The sequence below is a fragment of the Pedobacter sp. AK013 genome, assembly GCF_014205835.1.
Lineage (GTDB): Bacteria > Bacteroidota > Bacteroidia > Sphingobacteriales > Sphingobacteriaceae > Pedobacter.
In genome coordinates, this window is sequence record NZ_JACHCQ010000031.1 from 41,695 (window position 1) to 56,639 (window position 14,945).

At 36.8% G+C, this 14,945-nt stretch carries 17 protein-coding genes; 3 read left to right on the forward strand and 14 right to left on the reverse strand.

Annotated elements, in window-relative coordinates; translation table 11 throughout:
• Positions 1–207 (reverse strand): hypothetical protein, encoded by a 207-nt coding sequence (locus tag HDC90_RS19110; protein ID WP_184469249.1) that lies wholly within the window; start codon positions 205–207, stop codon positions 1–3.
• Between the two features lie 142 nt (positions 208–349).
• Positions 350–1,618, reverse strand: coding sequence for an exo-beta-N-acetylmuramidase NamZ domain-containing protein (locus tag HDC90_RS19115; RefSeq protein ID WP_184469251.1), 1,269 nt, complete (start codon positions 1,616–1,618; stop codon positions 350–352).
• Positions 1,619–1,797: 179 nt separating this feature from the next.
• On the opposite strand from HDC90_RS19115, the gene HDC90_RS19120 reads away from it, so the two are divergent.
• On the forward strand, positions 1,798–3,018 hold the full coding sequence (locus tag HDC90_RS19120; protein WP_184469253.1) for an FtsX-like permease family protein: 1,221 nt from the start codon (positions 1,798–1,800) through the stop codon (positions 3,016–3,018).
• Positions 3,019–3,074: 56 nt separating this feature from the next.
• Here HDC90_RS19120 and HDC90_RS19125 read toward each other — a convergent pair whose 3' ends face one another.
• From HDC90_RS19125 to HDC90_RS19135, 3 genes are read right to left on the reverse strand one after another with little or no spacing between them, the layout of a single operon-like run.
• Positions 3,075–3,479 carry a hypothetical protein gene (locus tag HDC90_RS19125; protein ID WP_184469255.1) on the reverse strand — a complete coding sequence of 135 codons (405 nt, stop codon included), beginning with the start codon at positions 3,477–3,479 and terminating at the stop codon, positions 3,075–3,077.
• A 13-nt stretch (positions 3,480–3,492) separates the two neighbouring features.
• Positions 3,493–3,939 carry a hypothetical protein gene (locus HDC90_RS19130; RefSeq protein ID WP_184469257.1) on the reverse strand — a complete coding sequence of 149 codons (447 nt, stop codon included), beginning with the start codon at positions 3,937–3,939 and terminating at the stop codon, positions 3,493–3,495.
• Positions 3,940–3,975: 36 nt separating this feature from the next.
• Positions 3,976–4,776, reverse strand: coding sequence for a tRNA pseudouridine(38-40) synthase TruA (locus HDC90_RS19135; protein WP_184469259.1), 801 nt, complete (start codon positions 4,774–4,776; stop codon positions 3,976–3,978).
• 74 nt (positions 4,777–4,850) lie between these two features.
• Here HDC90_RS19135 and HDC90_RS19140 point away from each other — a divergent pair, with 74 nt between their 5' ends.
• Positions 4,851–5,234, forward strand: a complete 384-nt coding sequence (locus HDC90_RS19140) for a YchJ family protein (protein ID WP_221451894.1) — start codon at positions 4,851–4,853, stop codon at positions 5,232–5,234.
• 160 nt (positions 5,235–5,394) lie between these two features.
• Here HDC90_RS19140 and mazG read toward each other — a convergent pair whose 3' ends face one another.
• The 6 genes from mazG to mnmD all read right to left on the reverse strand — a co-directional run bounded on the left by mazG (position 5,395) and on the right by mnmD (position 10,322).
• On the reverse strand, positions 5,395–6,201 hold the full coding sequence (gene mazG, locus HDC90_RS19145; RefSeq protein ID WP_184469260.1) for a nucleoside triphosphate pyrophosphohydrolase: 807 nt from the start codon (positions 6,199–6,201) through the stop codon (positions 5,395–5,397).
• Between the two features lie 20 nt (positions 6,202–6,221).
• Positions 6,222–6,671 (reverse strand): hypothetical protein, encoded by a 450-nt coding sequence (locus HDC90_RS19150; protein ID WP_184469261.1) that lies wholly within the window; start codon positions 6,669–6,671, stop codon positions 6,222–6,224.
• Positions 6,672–6,687: 16 nt separating this feature from the next.
• Positions 6,688–6,984, reverse strand: a complete 297-nt coding sequence (locus tag HDC90_RS19155; RefSeq protein ID WP_184469262.1) for a hypothetical protein — start codon at positions 6,982–6,984, stop codon at positions 6,688–6,690.
• Positions 6,985–8,094 carry an AI-2E family transporter gene (locus tag HDC90_RS19160; protein WP_184469263.1) on the reverse strand — a complete coding sequence of 370 codons (1,110 nt, stop codon included), beginning with the start codon at positions 8,092–8,094 and terminating at the stop codon, positions 6,985–6,987.
• Between the two features lie 78 nt (positions 8,095–8,172).
• Entirely contained in the window at positions 8,173–9,120 is a 948-nt protein-coding gene (locus HDC90_RS19165) for an aldo/keto reductase (RefSeq protein ID WP_184469264.1), read from the reverse strand.
• A gap of 533 nt (positions 9,121–9,653) precedes the next feature.
• A complete protein-coding gene (mnmD, locus tag HDC90_RS19170; protein ID WP_184469265.1) occupies positions 9,654–10,322 on the reverse strand; it encodes a tRNA (5-methylaminomethyl-2-thiouridine)(34)-methyltransferase MnmD in 669 nt (222 codons plus the stop codon).
• A 217-nt stretch (positions 10,323–10,539) separates the two neighbouring features.
• Here mnmD and HDC90_RS19175 point away from each other — a divergent pair, with 217 nt between their 5' ends.
• Positions 10,540–10,878: an MmcQ/YjbR family DNA-binding protein gene (locus HDC90_RS19175; protein ID WP_184469266.1), complete on the forward strand. Its 339-nt coding sequence runs from the start codon at positions 10,540–10,542 to the stop codon at positions 10,876–10,878.
• Between the two features lie 41 nt (positions 10,879–10,919).
• Here the strand turns inward: HDC90_RS19175 and HDC90_RS19180 are convergent, their stop codons facing one another.
• The 3 genes from HDC90_RS19180 to HDC90_RS19190 form a co-directional block, all read right to left on the reverse strand.
• Positions 10,920–11,384 carry a DinB family protein gene (locus HDC90_RS19180; RefSeq protein WP_184469267.1) on the reverse strand — a complete coding sequence of 155 codons (465 nt, stop codon included), beginning with the start codon at positions 11,382–11,384 and terminating at the stop codon, positions 10,920–10,922.
• A gap of 23 nt (positions 11,385–11,407) precedes the next feature.
• Positions 11,408–12,223: a DUF2625 domain-containing protein gene (locus HDC90_RS19185; protein ID WP_184469268.1), complete on the reverse strand. Its 816-nt coding sequence runs from the start codon at positions 12,221–12,223 to the stop codon at positions 11,408–11,410.
• A gap of 349 nt (positions 12,224–12,572) precedes the next feature.
• Positions 12,573–14,606: a M13 family metallopeptidase gene (locus tag HDC90_RS19190; protein WP_184469269.1), complete on the reverse strand. Its 2,034-nt coding sequence runs from the start codon at positions 14,604–14,606 to the stop codon at positions 12,573–12,575.
• Positions 14,607–14,945 lie beyond the last annotated feature (339 nt).

The following is a 14,945-nucleotide window of genomic DNA, read 5'->3' on the forward strand; positions in this document are numbered from 1 at the left end:
TTATGCTTTAGGAGCTTTCTTGATCGGGTGCACCGGCTGTTCTTCGTTCTCACGCTGTTTAGCTGGATTATTCGTTCGAACGGGCTTATTGGGTAAACTGTCGTTTTCCTTTCTAACCGTTTTATGGTCAATAGGTTCTCGGCCTTTAGGTACCTCTTCCTGGTAATTACTTCCGGGTTTATCGCTTTTAACTTTTGGACCGCTCATAACTAAAATGATTGAATTTTGAATGATTGAATTGCACAACGCTTATCAATTTAAATAATAACAAACCTCGATCCGTTAAGTTTGAAAATATTGCAAGGGTTATTCAATCATTCTCTCATTCAATCCCTCTCTCATTCAATAATTAATTGTAAAGCAAGTATTTCTTACGCATGGTTTTGTAGGTACTTAGGCCTGGTTCCCAGCTCGCTCTAATTTCTGCTTCACTTTTTCCATCAATTACCTGTTGCCTAAAATCTGCCACACCAACCAATCTTTCAATAGTCCCCATTTCTTTACTTAATTTACTATTAAAGAAATCTTCCTTTTTTGGTGATGCCTGATACAGTTCGATTAACCAGCTAATATTTACCTGTTTAGATTTTATCAGTTTTGAGGTATCGTAAGTTCTTAAATCCAAGCCATAACAAACCTGATCTTGAAATAATGGCGTTTCAGACATTCCTTTTATGCTTTTGGGCGTAAAACTGAAATCGAATTTCCCTTTTAAGTAAGGTGCCCCAACAACAGTAAAAGGAAACATTGTTCCCCGACCGTGATTTAAATAAGTACCCTCAAATAAACAGGTAGATGGATAAAGTAAAATAGATTGCTGCGTATTCAGATTTGGAGAAGGTTTAACAGGTAAAGTATACGCCATATCATGATTGTAATTGGCATTTTTGATAATGGTAATCTTGCACTTCACTTTATCTTTTAACCAGCCTTCGCCATTTAGCATTTGTGCATATTCGCCAACTGTTAAGCCATGAGCAATTGGAATAGGCTGCACACCAATACCCGATTTAAATTTTGGATCTAATATCGGCCCATCAATTAAATAGCCATTTGGATTGGGGCGGTCTAAAATCAATAATGTTTTATTGTTCGCGGCACAAGCTTCCATAACACGCTGTAAGGTATTAATATAAGTGTAAAAACGAACGCCAACATCTTGGATGTCAAATACCATAATGTCGATGTCTGCTAAGTCTTCAGCAGTGGGTGTGCTGTGTTTACCATAAAGTGAAATGGCTTTAATACCTGTTTTGGTATCAATATCATCATTAACGGTAACACCTGCGCTGGCATTCCCTCTAAAACCATGCTCAGGACCAAATATTTTCTGGATTTTAACACCCCGTTTCAGCAGGCTATCAACTGAAGTCTGCGTACCAATAATCGATGTGGGGTTAACCACCATACCAACACGTTTACCTTTTAATAGCGGAAGATATTTTTCGGTCTGCTCTGCACCGGTTTTAATTGCTGATGGGAGCTTAACAGTCTTGATCATCAATTTTCTGTTTTCCGGGCTTTTCTTGCCAAGAACTTCCTGTTCGAGTGGTTTGGGTTGTCCGCAGGCAGATAATGCAATTAAACTGGTTAAAGCAAAGCTGATGTAATTTTTCATTTTCAATATTATTCTAATCTTCCGGTATTATAACAAAACAATTTACAATATATTTTAATTATGCTATTGGTATTTCTTCGTTATAACTTAATAATTGATGTTTAAAGTTGGTTATTTATTTTCGAAAATGCCATTTTTAAAAAGGAATTGAGCATTTTTGTTAATACAAATTGATTAAATTGAATTTCGAATATTTTATAGCAGGGCGGATAGCCATTAAATCAGAGCGTACTTTTTCAAAACTTATTGTCCGCATCGCAATAGCGGGTGTGATGCTGAGTTTGGCTGTCATGATTCTTTCTATCGCCATTATTAAAGGCTTTAAAACTGAAATCCAGGATAAAGTAAGGGGCTATTTAGGCGATGTACAGATTACCCGTTACGATCTGAATAATTCATTCGAGCATTCTCCATTTGTACTTGATGGAGAGACGAAAAAGATGCTCAAAAACAATCCCGATATTGAGTATTATTATCCTTTTGCTACAAAACCGGGCATCCTTTCGGCAAATAATGAAATTGAAGGGATTAATTTTAAAGGAATTGATAAAAACTATAAGTGGGATTACATTAAACAGCATATTATCAGCGGAACCATCATCGATTTTTCCGACAGTACGGCTGCCATGCAAGAACTGCTTATCTCGAACTACACGGCTAATCGTTTAAAGCTCAAAACAGGTGATGATTTTATCATGTATTTTGTTCAAAACCAATTGCGACCGCGTAAATTTAAAATTGTAGGTATTTACGATATAGGGGTAGAAGATATTGATAAGGGTTTTGTACTGGGCAACCTGAATATAATTAAACGCCTAAACAATTGGGAAGCGAATGAAATTGGTGGGATAGAAATTAAGATTAAAGATTTTAACAGGCTTAAGCCTATTGCCGATAATATTTATGAAAGGCTTCCACGCAATCTGCGCTCGTATTCTATTGAAGAAAATTTCCCTAATATTTTTACCTGGTTAGGCCTTCTTGATGTAAATACCAAAGTACTTTTAATCCTGATGCTCATTGTAGGTGTAATTAACATGGTTACAGCATTGTTGATTATGATTTTAGAAAAAACAAATATGATTGGGATGCTAAAATCTTTCGGGGCCAGCAACTGGAGTATTATGAAGATTTTTCTTTACAATGCCGCTTATTTAATTGGTATTGGCTTATTACTTGGGAATATTCTGGGCTTAGGGCTTGGTTTCTTACAGCAGGCCACTCATATTTTTAAACTTAATCAGGCTTCTTATTTTTTAGCCTACGCACCCATAGAATTTCATTTTATCGATGTGCTGCTGCTTAATATCGTTACGGTAGTGGTGTGTTTAACGGTTTTGATTATTCCTTCGCTATTGATTAGCAAAGTTTCTCTGCTTAAAGCAATCAGATTTAAATAAGGAAAAAACTTGGGTCACCGGACAGATCATTTCCCGATGCCCAAGCAAACCTAAACTTAAGCTCTTGTCAACTCAACTTTTACAGTTTTTGTAATATTACTTTTCTGAAGCTGAGGGTATGGTGTGATGTCTATTAATTTGAGTGAATAATTTATGCCGTTAATTTTAATGTTTGTTACATTTTCTAATGTGCCACATTCTCCTCCTTTGCATAAAATAATTTCCTGGTCAACGTTATTACCCGTTAATTTGAAATACGCTGTTGCACCTCCGGCGCTTATACAATCGGCATTTATTGGGCAACGGCTATCGCTAATCGATTTTAATACTAGTGTAGATGCACCGATTGATTTTGAAGTATTGATTTCAAAATCGTAATCCGTTGTTTTTGTTTCAGGATTCTTCTTGCATCCAAAAACAGAAATAGATAAGGCAATAAAGAAGAATATTAAATTTTTCATTTATAGATATGGATTAATTACTTCTTTTTAAAATATATTCATAATCTACAGTGGCATATGAGGTAGCTGGAGAAAAATCTGTCTTTGCACTGAATCTTTTTCTAAGGGTTAAATCTACTCCGCTGCTTCTAATATCGTATTCACCGTTTAAAATCATATTCCAATCAAAATCTGCTGTCCAAACGTCCTCATCGTTAAAATATCCGACCCCATTTTTAAAGGTATAGGTTCCCTTACCTCCCGATGGTTTTAGGTTAGCATCGGTACTCGGCGTAATGTTGAATTTTCCATCCTTTAACGAAATTGAAATTGGGCGGGTTATCGGTACAGACTTAACACTATTGCTAATGACCAATACACCTGTATAGTTGCCATCCAATAAAACATCTACGTTTGTAGATTTTTTACAGCCTAAAGATAAGATCAGGGCAAAAAGGAAAATACAAATTTGAACTTTCATACCCCTTAAACGGAGCTCAATATGAAAACGCTACACTTAGATTGAAATCCAGTCTATACCTTGTGTACTATGGATAAATTCAGTCCGTGGCTCGAGGTTTAGGTAAGGGTAAGTGACTTTTGATAGGTATAAGCCCGTAGGATGGGCGGGCAATGATAGTTTTGAAGGTTGCAGGGTAATCAGCTCGTTTTCAAATTCATCAAAGCTAAGCTCTCCTTTACCAACCATTAAAATTTTACCCATAATAATGCGGATCATTTTGCCCAAAAATCGGTTACTCGCAATATGGAACCTCAGCCTGTCGCCTTTTGGATTTACAAATAAATCGGCTTCCATTACATTGCAAATGGTATGTTCATATTTATCTGGATGCGTACAAAAAGCCCTGTAATCTTTGTATTGAGGTAATAATTTTACAACAGCTTTCATTTTATCAAAATCTAAATTGTTTAATTGATAAAAGGAACTTTGGGTGCTTAAAAAAGGATCTTTATAGGTATGGATAAAATAATCATATTTCCGCTGTACAGCATCAAACCGGGCATGCGGTTTTCCTTCCATTTTAATAATGTCGAATACCGCAATATTGTAAGGTAAGGCTTTATTTAAAATATAAAGCAGATCGAAATCAATCTCTTTTTCAATATCAGCATGAAAAAAAAACTGGCTGGCATGTACATGTGCATCAGTCCGCCCGCAGCCGTTAATAGCAATCGGCGATTTTAAAATCTTAGAAAGTGTTTGTTCAATAACTTCCTGAACGCTTTTTACCCCAGGTTGTTTTTGCCATCCACTAAAGTACTGGCCTTGATATGCAATGTGAAAGAAATACCTCATTTTTCAGCTGCAATTTTACGGAAATTTTAGCAGCAGGAATATTAAATCATATTTTTGTGCGGTAAATTTTAATCATGGATTTAATAAACTGTCCTTGCGGAAGCGGAATTATCTTTAACCAGTGTTGCCAGCCTTATCATTTAAAAGTGAAAAAGGCACCAACAGCAGAAGCTTTAATGCGGTCTAGATATTCGGCTTTTGTAGTGGCCGATGCTGCTTATCTTTACGATACTACGCATCGCAGTAAAAGAAAAGGGCATTCGGAAAGTGCTTATTTGAACAGTGCGAAAAATACCAAATGGCTAAAACTCGAAATTGTTTTTTCAGATTTCGATACCGTAGAGTTTAAGGCTTATTATCTCAATAAGAAATTTCAGACTGAAGTATTGCACGAAAAATCTAACTTCAGGTTAGAAGATGGCCAATGGTACTATGTGGATGGAGAATTTTATGAATAAATTAACTTGGTATCGTCACCCTGAACCGAGCCTTAGCGAGCTCACCGAAGGTAATTTATTTCAGGGGCTTTTAGCGAGAAAGATGCTGACCACGAAGTAGCTACAAGGCAATTAAAATACTATTTCTACTTGTAAAATAAATTCGGCATGACGAAAAAGCCTACAATTTCTTTGCTTCATTCCAATATACATCCATTTCAGCAAGGGTCATATCGGCTAAGGCTTTTCCATGTTCTTTTGCTTTGGTTTCGAGGTATTGAAAACGTTTGATGAATTTTTTATTGGTTTTTTCTAATGCATTTTCAGGATTAATGTTAATGAAGCGTGCATAATTGATCAGTGAGAAAAGTACATCGCCAAATTCTGATTCAGCCTTTTCGATATCAATGGCCGTATTGTCGACAACATTAAATTCTGTTTTAAATTCTTGCAGTTCTTCTTCTACCTTTTCCCAAACCTGATTTTTATCTTCCCAATCGAAACCTACACCACGGGCTTTTTCCTGAATGCGGGCAGCCTTAACCAATGCGGGTAGTGAAGATGGAACACCAGCCAACACCGATTTGTTGCCTTCTTTTAGTTTTATCTGCTCCCAATTGCGTTTAACATCTTCTTCGTTCTGCACTTCAACATCGCCATAAATATGTGGATGTCGGTTTACCAGTTTGTCGCAAACCCCGTTTAAAACATCAGTGATGTTAAAATCATTGGTTTCAGAAGCAATTCTCGAATAGAAAACCAAATGCATCATCACATCACCAAGTTCTTTTTTTATTTCATCTAAATCGCCATCCAAAATTGCGTCGCTTAACTCATACGTTTCCTCTATAGTTAAATGGCGCAGTGTTTCCATGGTCTGTTTTTTATCCCAGGGACATTGCGTGCGTAATGTATCTAAAACGGTGAGTAAACGTGTAAAAGCATCAGCTGGATTATTAGCACTTGCAGGAATTGGATTGTTAGGCATATTTTATGGTTGAACTATGTTTATCGAACGCTAAAGTACCAAACCCAAGCGATTAAGAAAAGCTGAAAAGGTATTCTGAACCATAAATATTTTGGCCCCGGACCTGGTTTATGCAGATTTTCGTAATTGATGTGGTGTTTGGCTGCATAAATATTTGCGGGTAAAATGGCAATGTAGAAAATAATTAATGCTATTCCGGTCAAATGTCTGGTACTTACTATTGCCAATCCAATTGCAAATAAGATTTCCAGAACCCCTGTTAAAAGTACAACTTCTACTTTTTTAGGAATAAATAGCGGAACCATGGCAGCCATACTGGTTTTAAACTTGAAATGCCCGATAGCTGTAAAAAGCAACATTACACCCATGGCAATATTGCCAGCAAAAATATTCCCTTTATCAAAGGTAGTATGGCCACCAAAAGCCAACAGTACAACATAAACAATTACGAGTACGAGTAAGGGTTTCATTTAAAGGGGTATTAGTCTATTTTATTAAGTTAAAAGCAATTAAAATTGTAGCAATAAACAGTACCAATAAGCCAGATAAAAATATAAAGTCAGCAGCTTTTTCCAGCCGCTGGCTGGCAGTTTTTTGTCTTCTCATCGAGATAAAGGATAAGATACAGCTGGTCATAAAAAACATTACAGCAGCCACAGCAAATTCATCAATCAAAGAGCCATCAGTAAGTGCAAGTTTTTTTAAAGAAGTAAGTACAATAAAGCAAATGCCCAAAAGATTTGCAGAAGTGCTTAAAATATGAGGCGATCTGTTTTCGGCCATTTAGTCTTTTTCTTCTAATTTAATCTTTTTTGTGATCCGGTAAACACGCTTCTTTTTGTCAGGCTTATGCTCTTCACCCATTAAAATACCCCAAGGTTTTAAATTATCTACTCTATCGAAGATTATTTTTAACATGGCCAGATAAGGAATACATAAGAACATGCCCGATATTCCCCAAATCATCTCGCCAACTATAATACCAATAAAGGCAAATAATGCATTTATTTTTACTTTCGAACCCACCACCAGTGGCATTAGTACATTTCCATCTATAGCATGGATGCCAACAAAAGTAATCAAAACCAGTAGCACCTTACCCGCACCTGCTGTTGCAAAAGTAATTAGACAGCTTATTAACAGGGCAAAGAATATTCCCAAATAAGGAACTACGTTAAAAATACCTGCAACTAGGCCCAATAGAACCGCATATTTAACACCTAATAAACTCAGTACGGTAATCATTAATACCGTAACAATAAGCATCTGCAGAAATAAACCTATGATATATTTTTTGATAATATACTGGATCTGACTAACAATTTCTGAAACTTTTTCTTTGTGCTCTTCTCTAAAAACCGAAGTTAAAAAGGTAAATAAAACCCTGCGGTAGTTTAAAATAAAGAATGTAAATAGTAATGTAAAACCTAAAAATAATAGGGTAGAAGATAACGTAGCCAGCGTGGTCGCAACAATTGCCGCACTAGTGGCCAAAGCCTTTTCTGTACTGTCTTTTAAATAGGAAGTAGTGTTTTCGAGATTGAAATTAAAGGTGTGTTTGCTCCATTTGTTCAATTCGGTAAAAGAATTTTCTGCTTTTGCTTTAAGTAATGGCCAATCTGCCCATAAATCGCTTAATTGATTGCCAAAGAAGTATATAATTCCTCCAATTACGGCTATCATCAGTATTACCGAAACAATAGTCGATAGGCTTCGTTTAAACTTTAATCGCTGTTCTAAAAAGTTACCTACAGGCAATAGTAAAATCGCCATTAAAAAAGAGAAAAGTAAGGGAGCTAACAGCGATTGACCTAAAATGGCAATGTAGGTTAGGCTAATTAGACAGAAAAGAACCAATGCAAGTTTGGGCAGAAATGATAGTTTGTCTTTCATATATTTTAGATTCTGTTTAATACAAAATACCCGATTAATTGTTTTATTAATCGGGTATTTAAATATAAGAGATTATTTTTAATAGATACTCGCTTTATCTAAAAGGGAAATGTCTTCAGCAGTTAATTTTAAATTTGCTGCTTCAATGAACGATTTTAACTGGCTTAAATCGGTTACACTTGCAATTGGGGCAGTAATTGATGGGTGATAAATTAACCAGGCCAGAGCTACCGAAGCTAGCTCAACATGGTGCTTTTCAGCAACCTGATCCAGTGCCGATAAAATTTTAAAACCCCGTTCATTCAGGAACTTTTTAATGCCTCCACCACGCTGGCTTTTACTTAGGTCATTTTCATTACGGTATTTCCCAGTTAAGAAACCACTGGCCAGCGAATAATAAGTTACAACGCCCAAGCCATAATCCAGGCAGATTTTTTCGTGTTCCTGCTCAAAGTTTTCTCTATCATAAAGATTGTATCCTGGTTGGTAAACTTCATATCGGGGAAGGCTATGTTCTGTAGCATAAACCAAAGATTCTTTAAGCCGGTCGGCAGAAAAGTTCGATGCCCCAATCCAACGTACTTTGCCGGCTTTAATTAAAGTTTCGTAAGCAGCTAAGGTTTCTTCAACAGGTGTGCTTTCGTCATCAAAATGAGAAAAATAAAGATCGATATAGTCTGTTTGTAGGCGAGATAAAGAATGTTCTACTTCATTTATGATATAATCTCTCTTTAAAGATTTACCCTGCCCCATGTCTGATCCGACTTTTGTTGCAATAATTACATCGTGGCGTTTATTATGTTTCTTAAGCCATTTTCCAATAATCGTTTCCGATTCGCCACCTTTATTTCCGGGTGCCCAACGCGAATACACATCGGCTGTATCGATAAAATTGAAACCGCTTTCTACAAATTTGTCTAATATTTCAAACGACTTTTTTTCATCAATTGTCCAGCCGAAAACATTTCCTCCAAATACGATGGGCGCAATATCTAAATCGGTTTTTCCTAAAATTCTTTTTTCCATGATATGAATGTTAATGGTATACTAACAAATCCTAATGCAAGCGGTTTTTGTATGGAGTTAAATTATATTAAATGAGAAGAGAATAATTTTTGGAAAGCAGCCAATTAACCAAATCGTCTTCCGAGAACTATCAGATGAGAAGCTGGGCAAGCGCGAGCCGAAGTAGTCTATGCCATAATTCTATGCTTTTTTAGAAAAGCAAGGCCTGTAGTGTTTCGGTTACACCCGTCCCGCCCTTTGCTTAATCCCGATAGATAACCAATTAATAGAATAATACTCAAATCGGGATAACGCTGTCGGTCGGGTTTATTTTGTTACAGATAGTAGTACTGTTGTATCCTCCTAAACCCGATCTGAGCGGGATGCCGATTCTTCATCGGCAGAAGCGGGAGCGGGACTACAGCGCACCATTGACTTCTGCATCTGCTTTCCAAAAAAAATGATTTAACAAATCGTCTTCCGAGAGCTATCGGGATGTGAGGCTAGACGAGTTTGCGCTAAAGCAATTTTCTGCTAAATGCTATTACTAACCTTTAAACTTCAGCCTTGGTCGCTCTCAGCATTTCTCTTTTTCCGGGTGCACCAGGCAATTTTTCTATGGTAAATCCGCACGCTTTAACTGCTCTTTTCAATTTCCCGGTAATGGCATAGGTAACAAAAGTTCCACCAGGTTTTAAGAAACTGCAGGCATGTGCAATAATTTCATCACTCCACATTTCTGGCTGGTGTTGTACAGAAAAGGCATCATAATAAATCAGGTCAAATTTTTGGTCACTGCGGTACTCGGCCAATGTAGTGTGCGGAATTTCTAATGTGCAAAACGAAGTTAATTTTTGAGGTGTTTTTAACGCCTCTGGGTAATTTGAAATAAAATCTGCCCATATTACTTCAGGAACATATGCTGCATAACCCGTTTGCTCAATCACATCGGTAGTAAGCGGAAAGGCTTCTATACTAGTATAATTAAGATTGATGTTATTTACATCGCAATAATAGAAGCTTAAAATAAAGTTTAATCCGGTACCAAAACCAACTTCTAAAATAGAAATTTCAGTTTGATCGGTAGAAGCAAATTTTAATCCTGCATCAATAAATACGTGTTTGCTTTCCTGTAATGCACCATGTTTACTGTGGTAATGTTCGCCTATAGTTTCGTTATAAAGGGTGTTCGAGCCATCAGCTGTAGGGGTTATGATATTCATGAGCTAGGATTTAAAAGGATTCTTGAATTTCAAGATCCTGATGCAAATATAGACACAGGATCAAAATATTTCTCGATAAATTAGCCAAAGATAGGCGCGCTAATCCGCTTTAATCTTCGGACTCTTGGCTTCTGACTTTTTCTCATTGTCCGTTCAGCTTTGGTCTTTTTTCTTTAACCTTTTGTTATTAGCTTTGATCCTCATCTAAACACTAAAAATGGATATCGAATCTTTCAGAGAATATTGTTTGAGTTTACCCGGCACTACAGAAGGTATGAAATGGGAACATCTGTGTTTTATGGTAGAAGAGAAAATTTATGTAATTATCGCTATTGATGAGGGGAACCGTTTTTCTATCAAATGTAATCCGGATGAATTTGATGAACTGGCTGCCAGAGATGGTATTGCGCAAGCCTATCATATGGCAAAGCGGCAATGGATTCAGATTGAGAATTTGGATATATTGAATGATAAAGAGCTAAAAAGCAGGGTAGCTGATTCGCGAGCGATGGTTTTAGCTAAGTTACCTAAGAAAACACAGGCAAAGTACGCTTAAATTTTACAGCTGGAGCCTTGAAATATCTTTAATCCGACTTTCTATACCAGTTTCTTTAAGGCCATAATGTAACCGATGTGCATACCTTCGTGGAAAGGGATGAAGTTTATCGCATCTTCTATAGAATTTAATTTCATACCATAACGTTTATCCCAAGGATCGAACTTTAGAAAAATACCACTCGAATAATCACCGGCTAAACGGTCCATGCTGTTTAAGAGTGCATCGAAAATAGAATCAATTGCTTTCTGCTCCATAAATTTTTCAGGTTTTGTTCCGCTTAAAAATGGCGAAAAGTGTTCTTCTTTCACTGTTACTGTTAAACCCGATCTTACATAACAGAGGTTTTGCTGTGCCGCGGTTAAATGGGCAATATTCCAGATGATGTTATTGTTAAAACCTGCAGGGATTTTATTTAACTGCACCGTGTTTAAATCTTTTACCAATTCTAAAACAAAAGCCCTGGTATTTTTAATCTGAGTGATGGTCGCAAGTGTATTAGACATTGAATTGTTTTATAAAAGACAATTTACTGCTCGTTTTCGGTTTTTTCTTTTTTCGTTTCTCCCTTGCTGGTTTCGTCTTTTTTTATGCCTTTACCTGCATTCAGTTCTTTCGACTTCATAATATTAAAACGGTACATTTCTTCAATGCCAACAAGTTTTCGTGTACACTTATCAATGTCGGTTCCTTCTTCCCATAAATAAGGGCGGAAGCTATAGGTTTTGGTACCATCTAAATTTGCTATAAATTGATTCCAGCTACTCCAGCGTAAGCCTTTATAAAATTTAGAAAGATCGCTGTCGAAACAAAAAACAAGAAACTCGCCATAGCCAGCCCCAAGTGGTTGCCAGGTTAAACTGTTTGGTTCAAGGTAATACACGTTTTTGATGTCTTTGCCCAAACCACCGTAATTAATAGCGAAGAAACCGCCAACAGCATCATCGGCAATTAAAAGGTAAGGAATGTTATCGCCATATTCTTTTAAGGTTTTTCCTTTGTTCCACTCAGCAATATTCCTGTTCAATCTTTCGCTACCCGAACCTAAAATTCTAATCCAACCGTTATCAACCATTATGCCACCGGTATTGTAAATTACTGAGCCAAGTGTAGCATAGGTAGTCATTTGTGAATTATATAACACTTCTTTAGCTTTTGCAGAATCAACAGGTAATACTTCAACCTTATTTTTGGCAGAATCAATCCATTTTTGTACCAGCGGCCAAGCCGGATCGGTTTTGTTTATTAATGCTTCGAGACTGATTAACTTATTATCCTGAGCAAAGGTTATTGAAGAGAATAAAGTTAAACTTAGGATAAGAATTGTTTTGGATGCGCTTCTCATGAAAAGGGGCTTATGTTTTTCCAAAGATAGAATGATAATTAAGAATTGCTGAAGAGAGATAGATTAATTTTTGATTTGGTAGAAATATTGGGTTTGATTGTGATCGTGCAGTCGGATGTTACATCTGACCGATTCGTTCAATGATCTATAGAAAATTGATTAATCTCCTGAATTGAATTGATAATTCCAGCCTATGTGAGATGGTAACTTCTGATACCACACTTATAAAAAAAACGTCCCGAAAAAAAATCGGGACGCTTGCAATATAGGGGTGATAATAAATAATTGATTTTAAACTATCGGGTGGAAAAGCCTTAAGCCCTGCACCTTCAAGCCTTCTACCTTAAAACTACCACATTCTAATTCTGTCTTCTGGTTTTTTATAGAGTTTATCGCCAGGTTTAACATCAAAAGCATTGTACCATGCATCCATATTTACAGGTGCACCAATGGTACGGTACGGACCTGGAGAATGTGGATCTGTTTTGATTAACTGAGCTGCACTTTCTGGTAGAATATTACCTCTCCATACCTGCGCCCAGGCTAGGAAGAAACGCTGATCTGGTGTAAAGCCATCGATTTTTTCATTACTTTGGCCTTGTTTGGTCATTTTAAAAGCGGTATAAGCAGCATTTAGGCCTCCTAAATCGCCAATATTTTCTCCCATGGTTAGTTTACCAATTACATGCACTGTATCCAATACGGTATAGCCATCGAACTGCTCTCCTAAAGCTTTTGTTTTAGCATCAAATTTGGCTTTGTCTTCAGCTGTCCACCAATTTTTTAAGTTGCCGGCAGCATCGTACTGGCTTCCACTATCATCAAAACCATGGCTCATTTCATGACCGATTACAGCACCTATACCTCCATAATTCACGGCATCATCAGCATTTGGGTCGAAGAAAGGGAATTGTAAAATACCAGCAGGGAAAACAATTTCGTTCAAAGTAGGGCTGTAATAAGCATTAACCGTTGGAGGGGTCATGCCAAAACGTTTGCGATCAACAGGTTTGCCTAACTGATCTACCATTTCATTATATCCCCAAACACTTGCGTTGCGTAAGTTTTGGAAATAAGTATTTTTATTAATCACTAAACCATCGTAGTTTTTCCATTTTTCAGGATAACCCACTTTTGGTGTAAATGCATGTAATTTAGCTAACGCTTTTTGTTTGGTTTCAGGGCTCATCCATTCTAAACCATTAATCCTGATTTCGAATGCTTTACGTAGGTTCACAATCATCTGGTTCATGCGTTCTTTAGCCTCTGGTTTGAAATATTTAGCAACATAAAGCTGGCCCAATAATTCGCCGATAGTACCATCTGTTAAAGAAGACATCCGTTGCCAACGTGGTGTTTGTACTTTCTGACCAGTTTGGGCCTGTGTGAAAGCGAAACTCGCCTTAACAAATGGAGAACTTAAACTAGATGCAGAACCTTTTAAAATGTTCCATTCTAAGTAGGTTTGCCAATCGTTAACCGGAACCGATTTCAACATTCCATCCAGGCTCGTCATAAATTTAGGCGAAGCTACCAATACAGTATCCTGATTTTTAATTTTAAATTTCGGCAAATAAATCGTCCAGTTAATATCAGGTGTTTTTTTGTTCAGTTCTGCAACAGTAAGTTTGTTGTAAGTGGCGTAAGGATCGCGCATTTCTAAACGGCTCATCTGCGCTTCAGCGAATTGCTTTTCAATTTTATAAACGGTTGCTGCTTTTTGTTTTGCTTCTTCAGGAGTACTTCCTGTTAAAGTAAATAAAGTAACCATATAGGTATTGTAAGCATCGCGGATCTTAACACTACGTGCATCATCTTTCAGGTAATAATCACGATCGGGAAGTGTTGTGCCGCCCTGACCAATATTGACCATGTATTTGTTTACATTCTTGCGGTCTTGGCCAACACCTAAGCCGAACATTCCACCGCCTAATCCATTGGTTCGCATGTAAGCCACCTGATCCAGTACACCTTGAATGTTTTTGATTTGCTTAATTTTCTCTAAATCGGCTTTTATTGGCGTATAACCCAATTTTTCAATGGTTACACTATCCATGGCGGCCGTATAAAAATCGCCAACTCTACGCTTAACCGAGCCTGCAGGAGCAGATTTATCGGCAGCGGCATCTTCTACCAGAGATTTAACGGCATTGATATTGAAATCACGAAGTTCGTTAAATGAACCCCAACGTGTTTCTTTAGCAGGAACAGGGTTGTTTTTTATCCACGTGCCACTTGCGTAGGTGTAGAAATCGTCGCCTGGCTTAACGGAAAGATCCATGTTAGCAGGGTCGATAAATTTTTTGGTTTGTGCATTTGCAGAAAAGCCAGCAGCGACTATACCTAGTGCCGCAAAATATCTTTTCAAATTTTGGTATTTCATTCGCTTAATAAGTTAGTAATTATGCGAAATTTATGAAATACTAATTAATACTGATGCTATATATTAAGAATATTACTTGTTAAACCAGTAGTAAATCTTCGCTAAACCAAGCCGTCTAATAAGTTCGGATGCTGAAAAAGAAATTTTAATAGATTTCATGATTTTAAATCTTTTATACACTATTAACATTTTTTAACAAAATTTATTGTGCGCTTGTAAAAATTATTGCTATCAAGAATGATTCGGGATAAAGCGTTTTATTTTCCATAAATTTGAAATACTTATCCAAACCTTTAAGGTTTAATGGATGATTAAGAAAATAATGTCTTAGTATAATAT

What these genes read in the sequence shown, in the direction of transcription:
- HDC90_RS19150 (WP_184469261.1), bottom strand. Translation starts at nt 6,671, where the DNA reads ATGAAACCCTTACTCGTACTCGTAATTGTTTATGTTGTACTGTTGGCT.
- HDC90_RS19160 (WP_184469263.1), bottom strand. Translation starts at nt 8,094, where the DNA reads ATGAAAGACAAACTATCATTTCTGCCCAAACTTGCATTGGTTCTTTTC.
- HDC90_RS19165 (WP_184469264.1), bottom strand. Translation starts at nt 9,120, where the DNA reads ATGGAAAAAAGAATTTTAGGAAAAACCGATTTAGATATTGCGCCCATC.
- HDC90_RS19125 (WP_184469255.1), bottom strand. Translation starts at nt 3,479, where the DNA reads ATGAAAAATTTAATATTCTTCTTTATTGCCTTATCTATTTCTGTTTTT.
- HDC90_RS19140 (WP_221451894.1), top strand. Translation starts at nt 4,851, where the DNA reads ATGGATTTAATAAACTGTCCTTGCGGAAGCGGAATTATCTTTAACCAG.
- HDC90_RS19115 (WP_184469251.1), bottom strand. Translation starts at nt 1,618, where the DNA reads ATGAAAAATTACATCAGCTTTGCTTTAACCAGTTTAATTGCATTATCT.
- HDC90_RS19190 (WP_184469269.1), bottom strand. Translation starts at nt 14,606, where the DNA reads ATGAAATACCAAAATTTGAAAAGATATTTTGCGGCACTAGGTATAGTC.
- HDC90_RS19185 (WP_184469268.1), bottom strand. Translation starts at nt 12,223, where the DNA reads ATGAGAAGCGCATCCAAAACAATTCTTATCCTAAGTTTAACTTTATTC.
- mnmD (WP_184469265.1), bottom strand. Translation starts at nt 10,322, where the DNA reads ATGAATATCATAACCCCTACAGCTGATGGCTCGAACACCCTTTATAAC.
- HDC90_RS19110 (WP_184469249.1), bottom strand. Translation starts at nt 207, where the DNA reads ATGAGCGGTCCAAAAGTTAAAAGCGATAAACCCGGAAGTAATTACCAG.
- mazG (WP_184469260.1), bottom strand. Translation starts at nt 6,201, where the DNA reads ATGCCTAACAATCCAATTCCTGCAAGTGCTAATAATCCAGCTGATGCT.
- HDC90_RS19130 (WP_184469257.1), bottom strand. Translation starts at nt 3,939, where the DNA reads ATGAAAGTTCAAATTTGTATTTTCCTTTTTGCCCTGATCTTATCTTTA.
- HDC90_RS19135 (WP_184469259.1), bottom strand. Translation starts at nt 4,776, where the DNA reads ATGAGGTATTTCTTTCACATTGCATATCAAGGCCAGTACTTTAGTGGA.
- HDC90_RS19180 (WP_184469267.1), bottom strand. Translation starts at nt 11,384, where the DNA reads ATGTCTAATACACTTGCGACCATCACTCAGATTAAAAATACCAGGGCT.
- HDC90_RS19175 (WP_184469266.1), top strand. Translation starts at nt 10,540, where the DNA reads ATGGATATCGAATCTTTCAGAGAATATTGTTTGAGTTTACCCGGCACT.
- HDC90_RS19155 (WP_184469262.1), bottom strand. Translation starts at nt 6,984, where the DNA reads ATGGCCGAAAACAGATCGCCTCATATTTTAAGCACTTCTGCAAATCTT.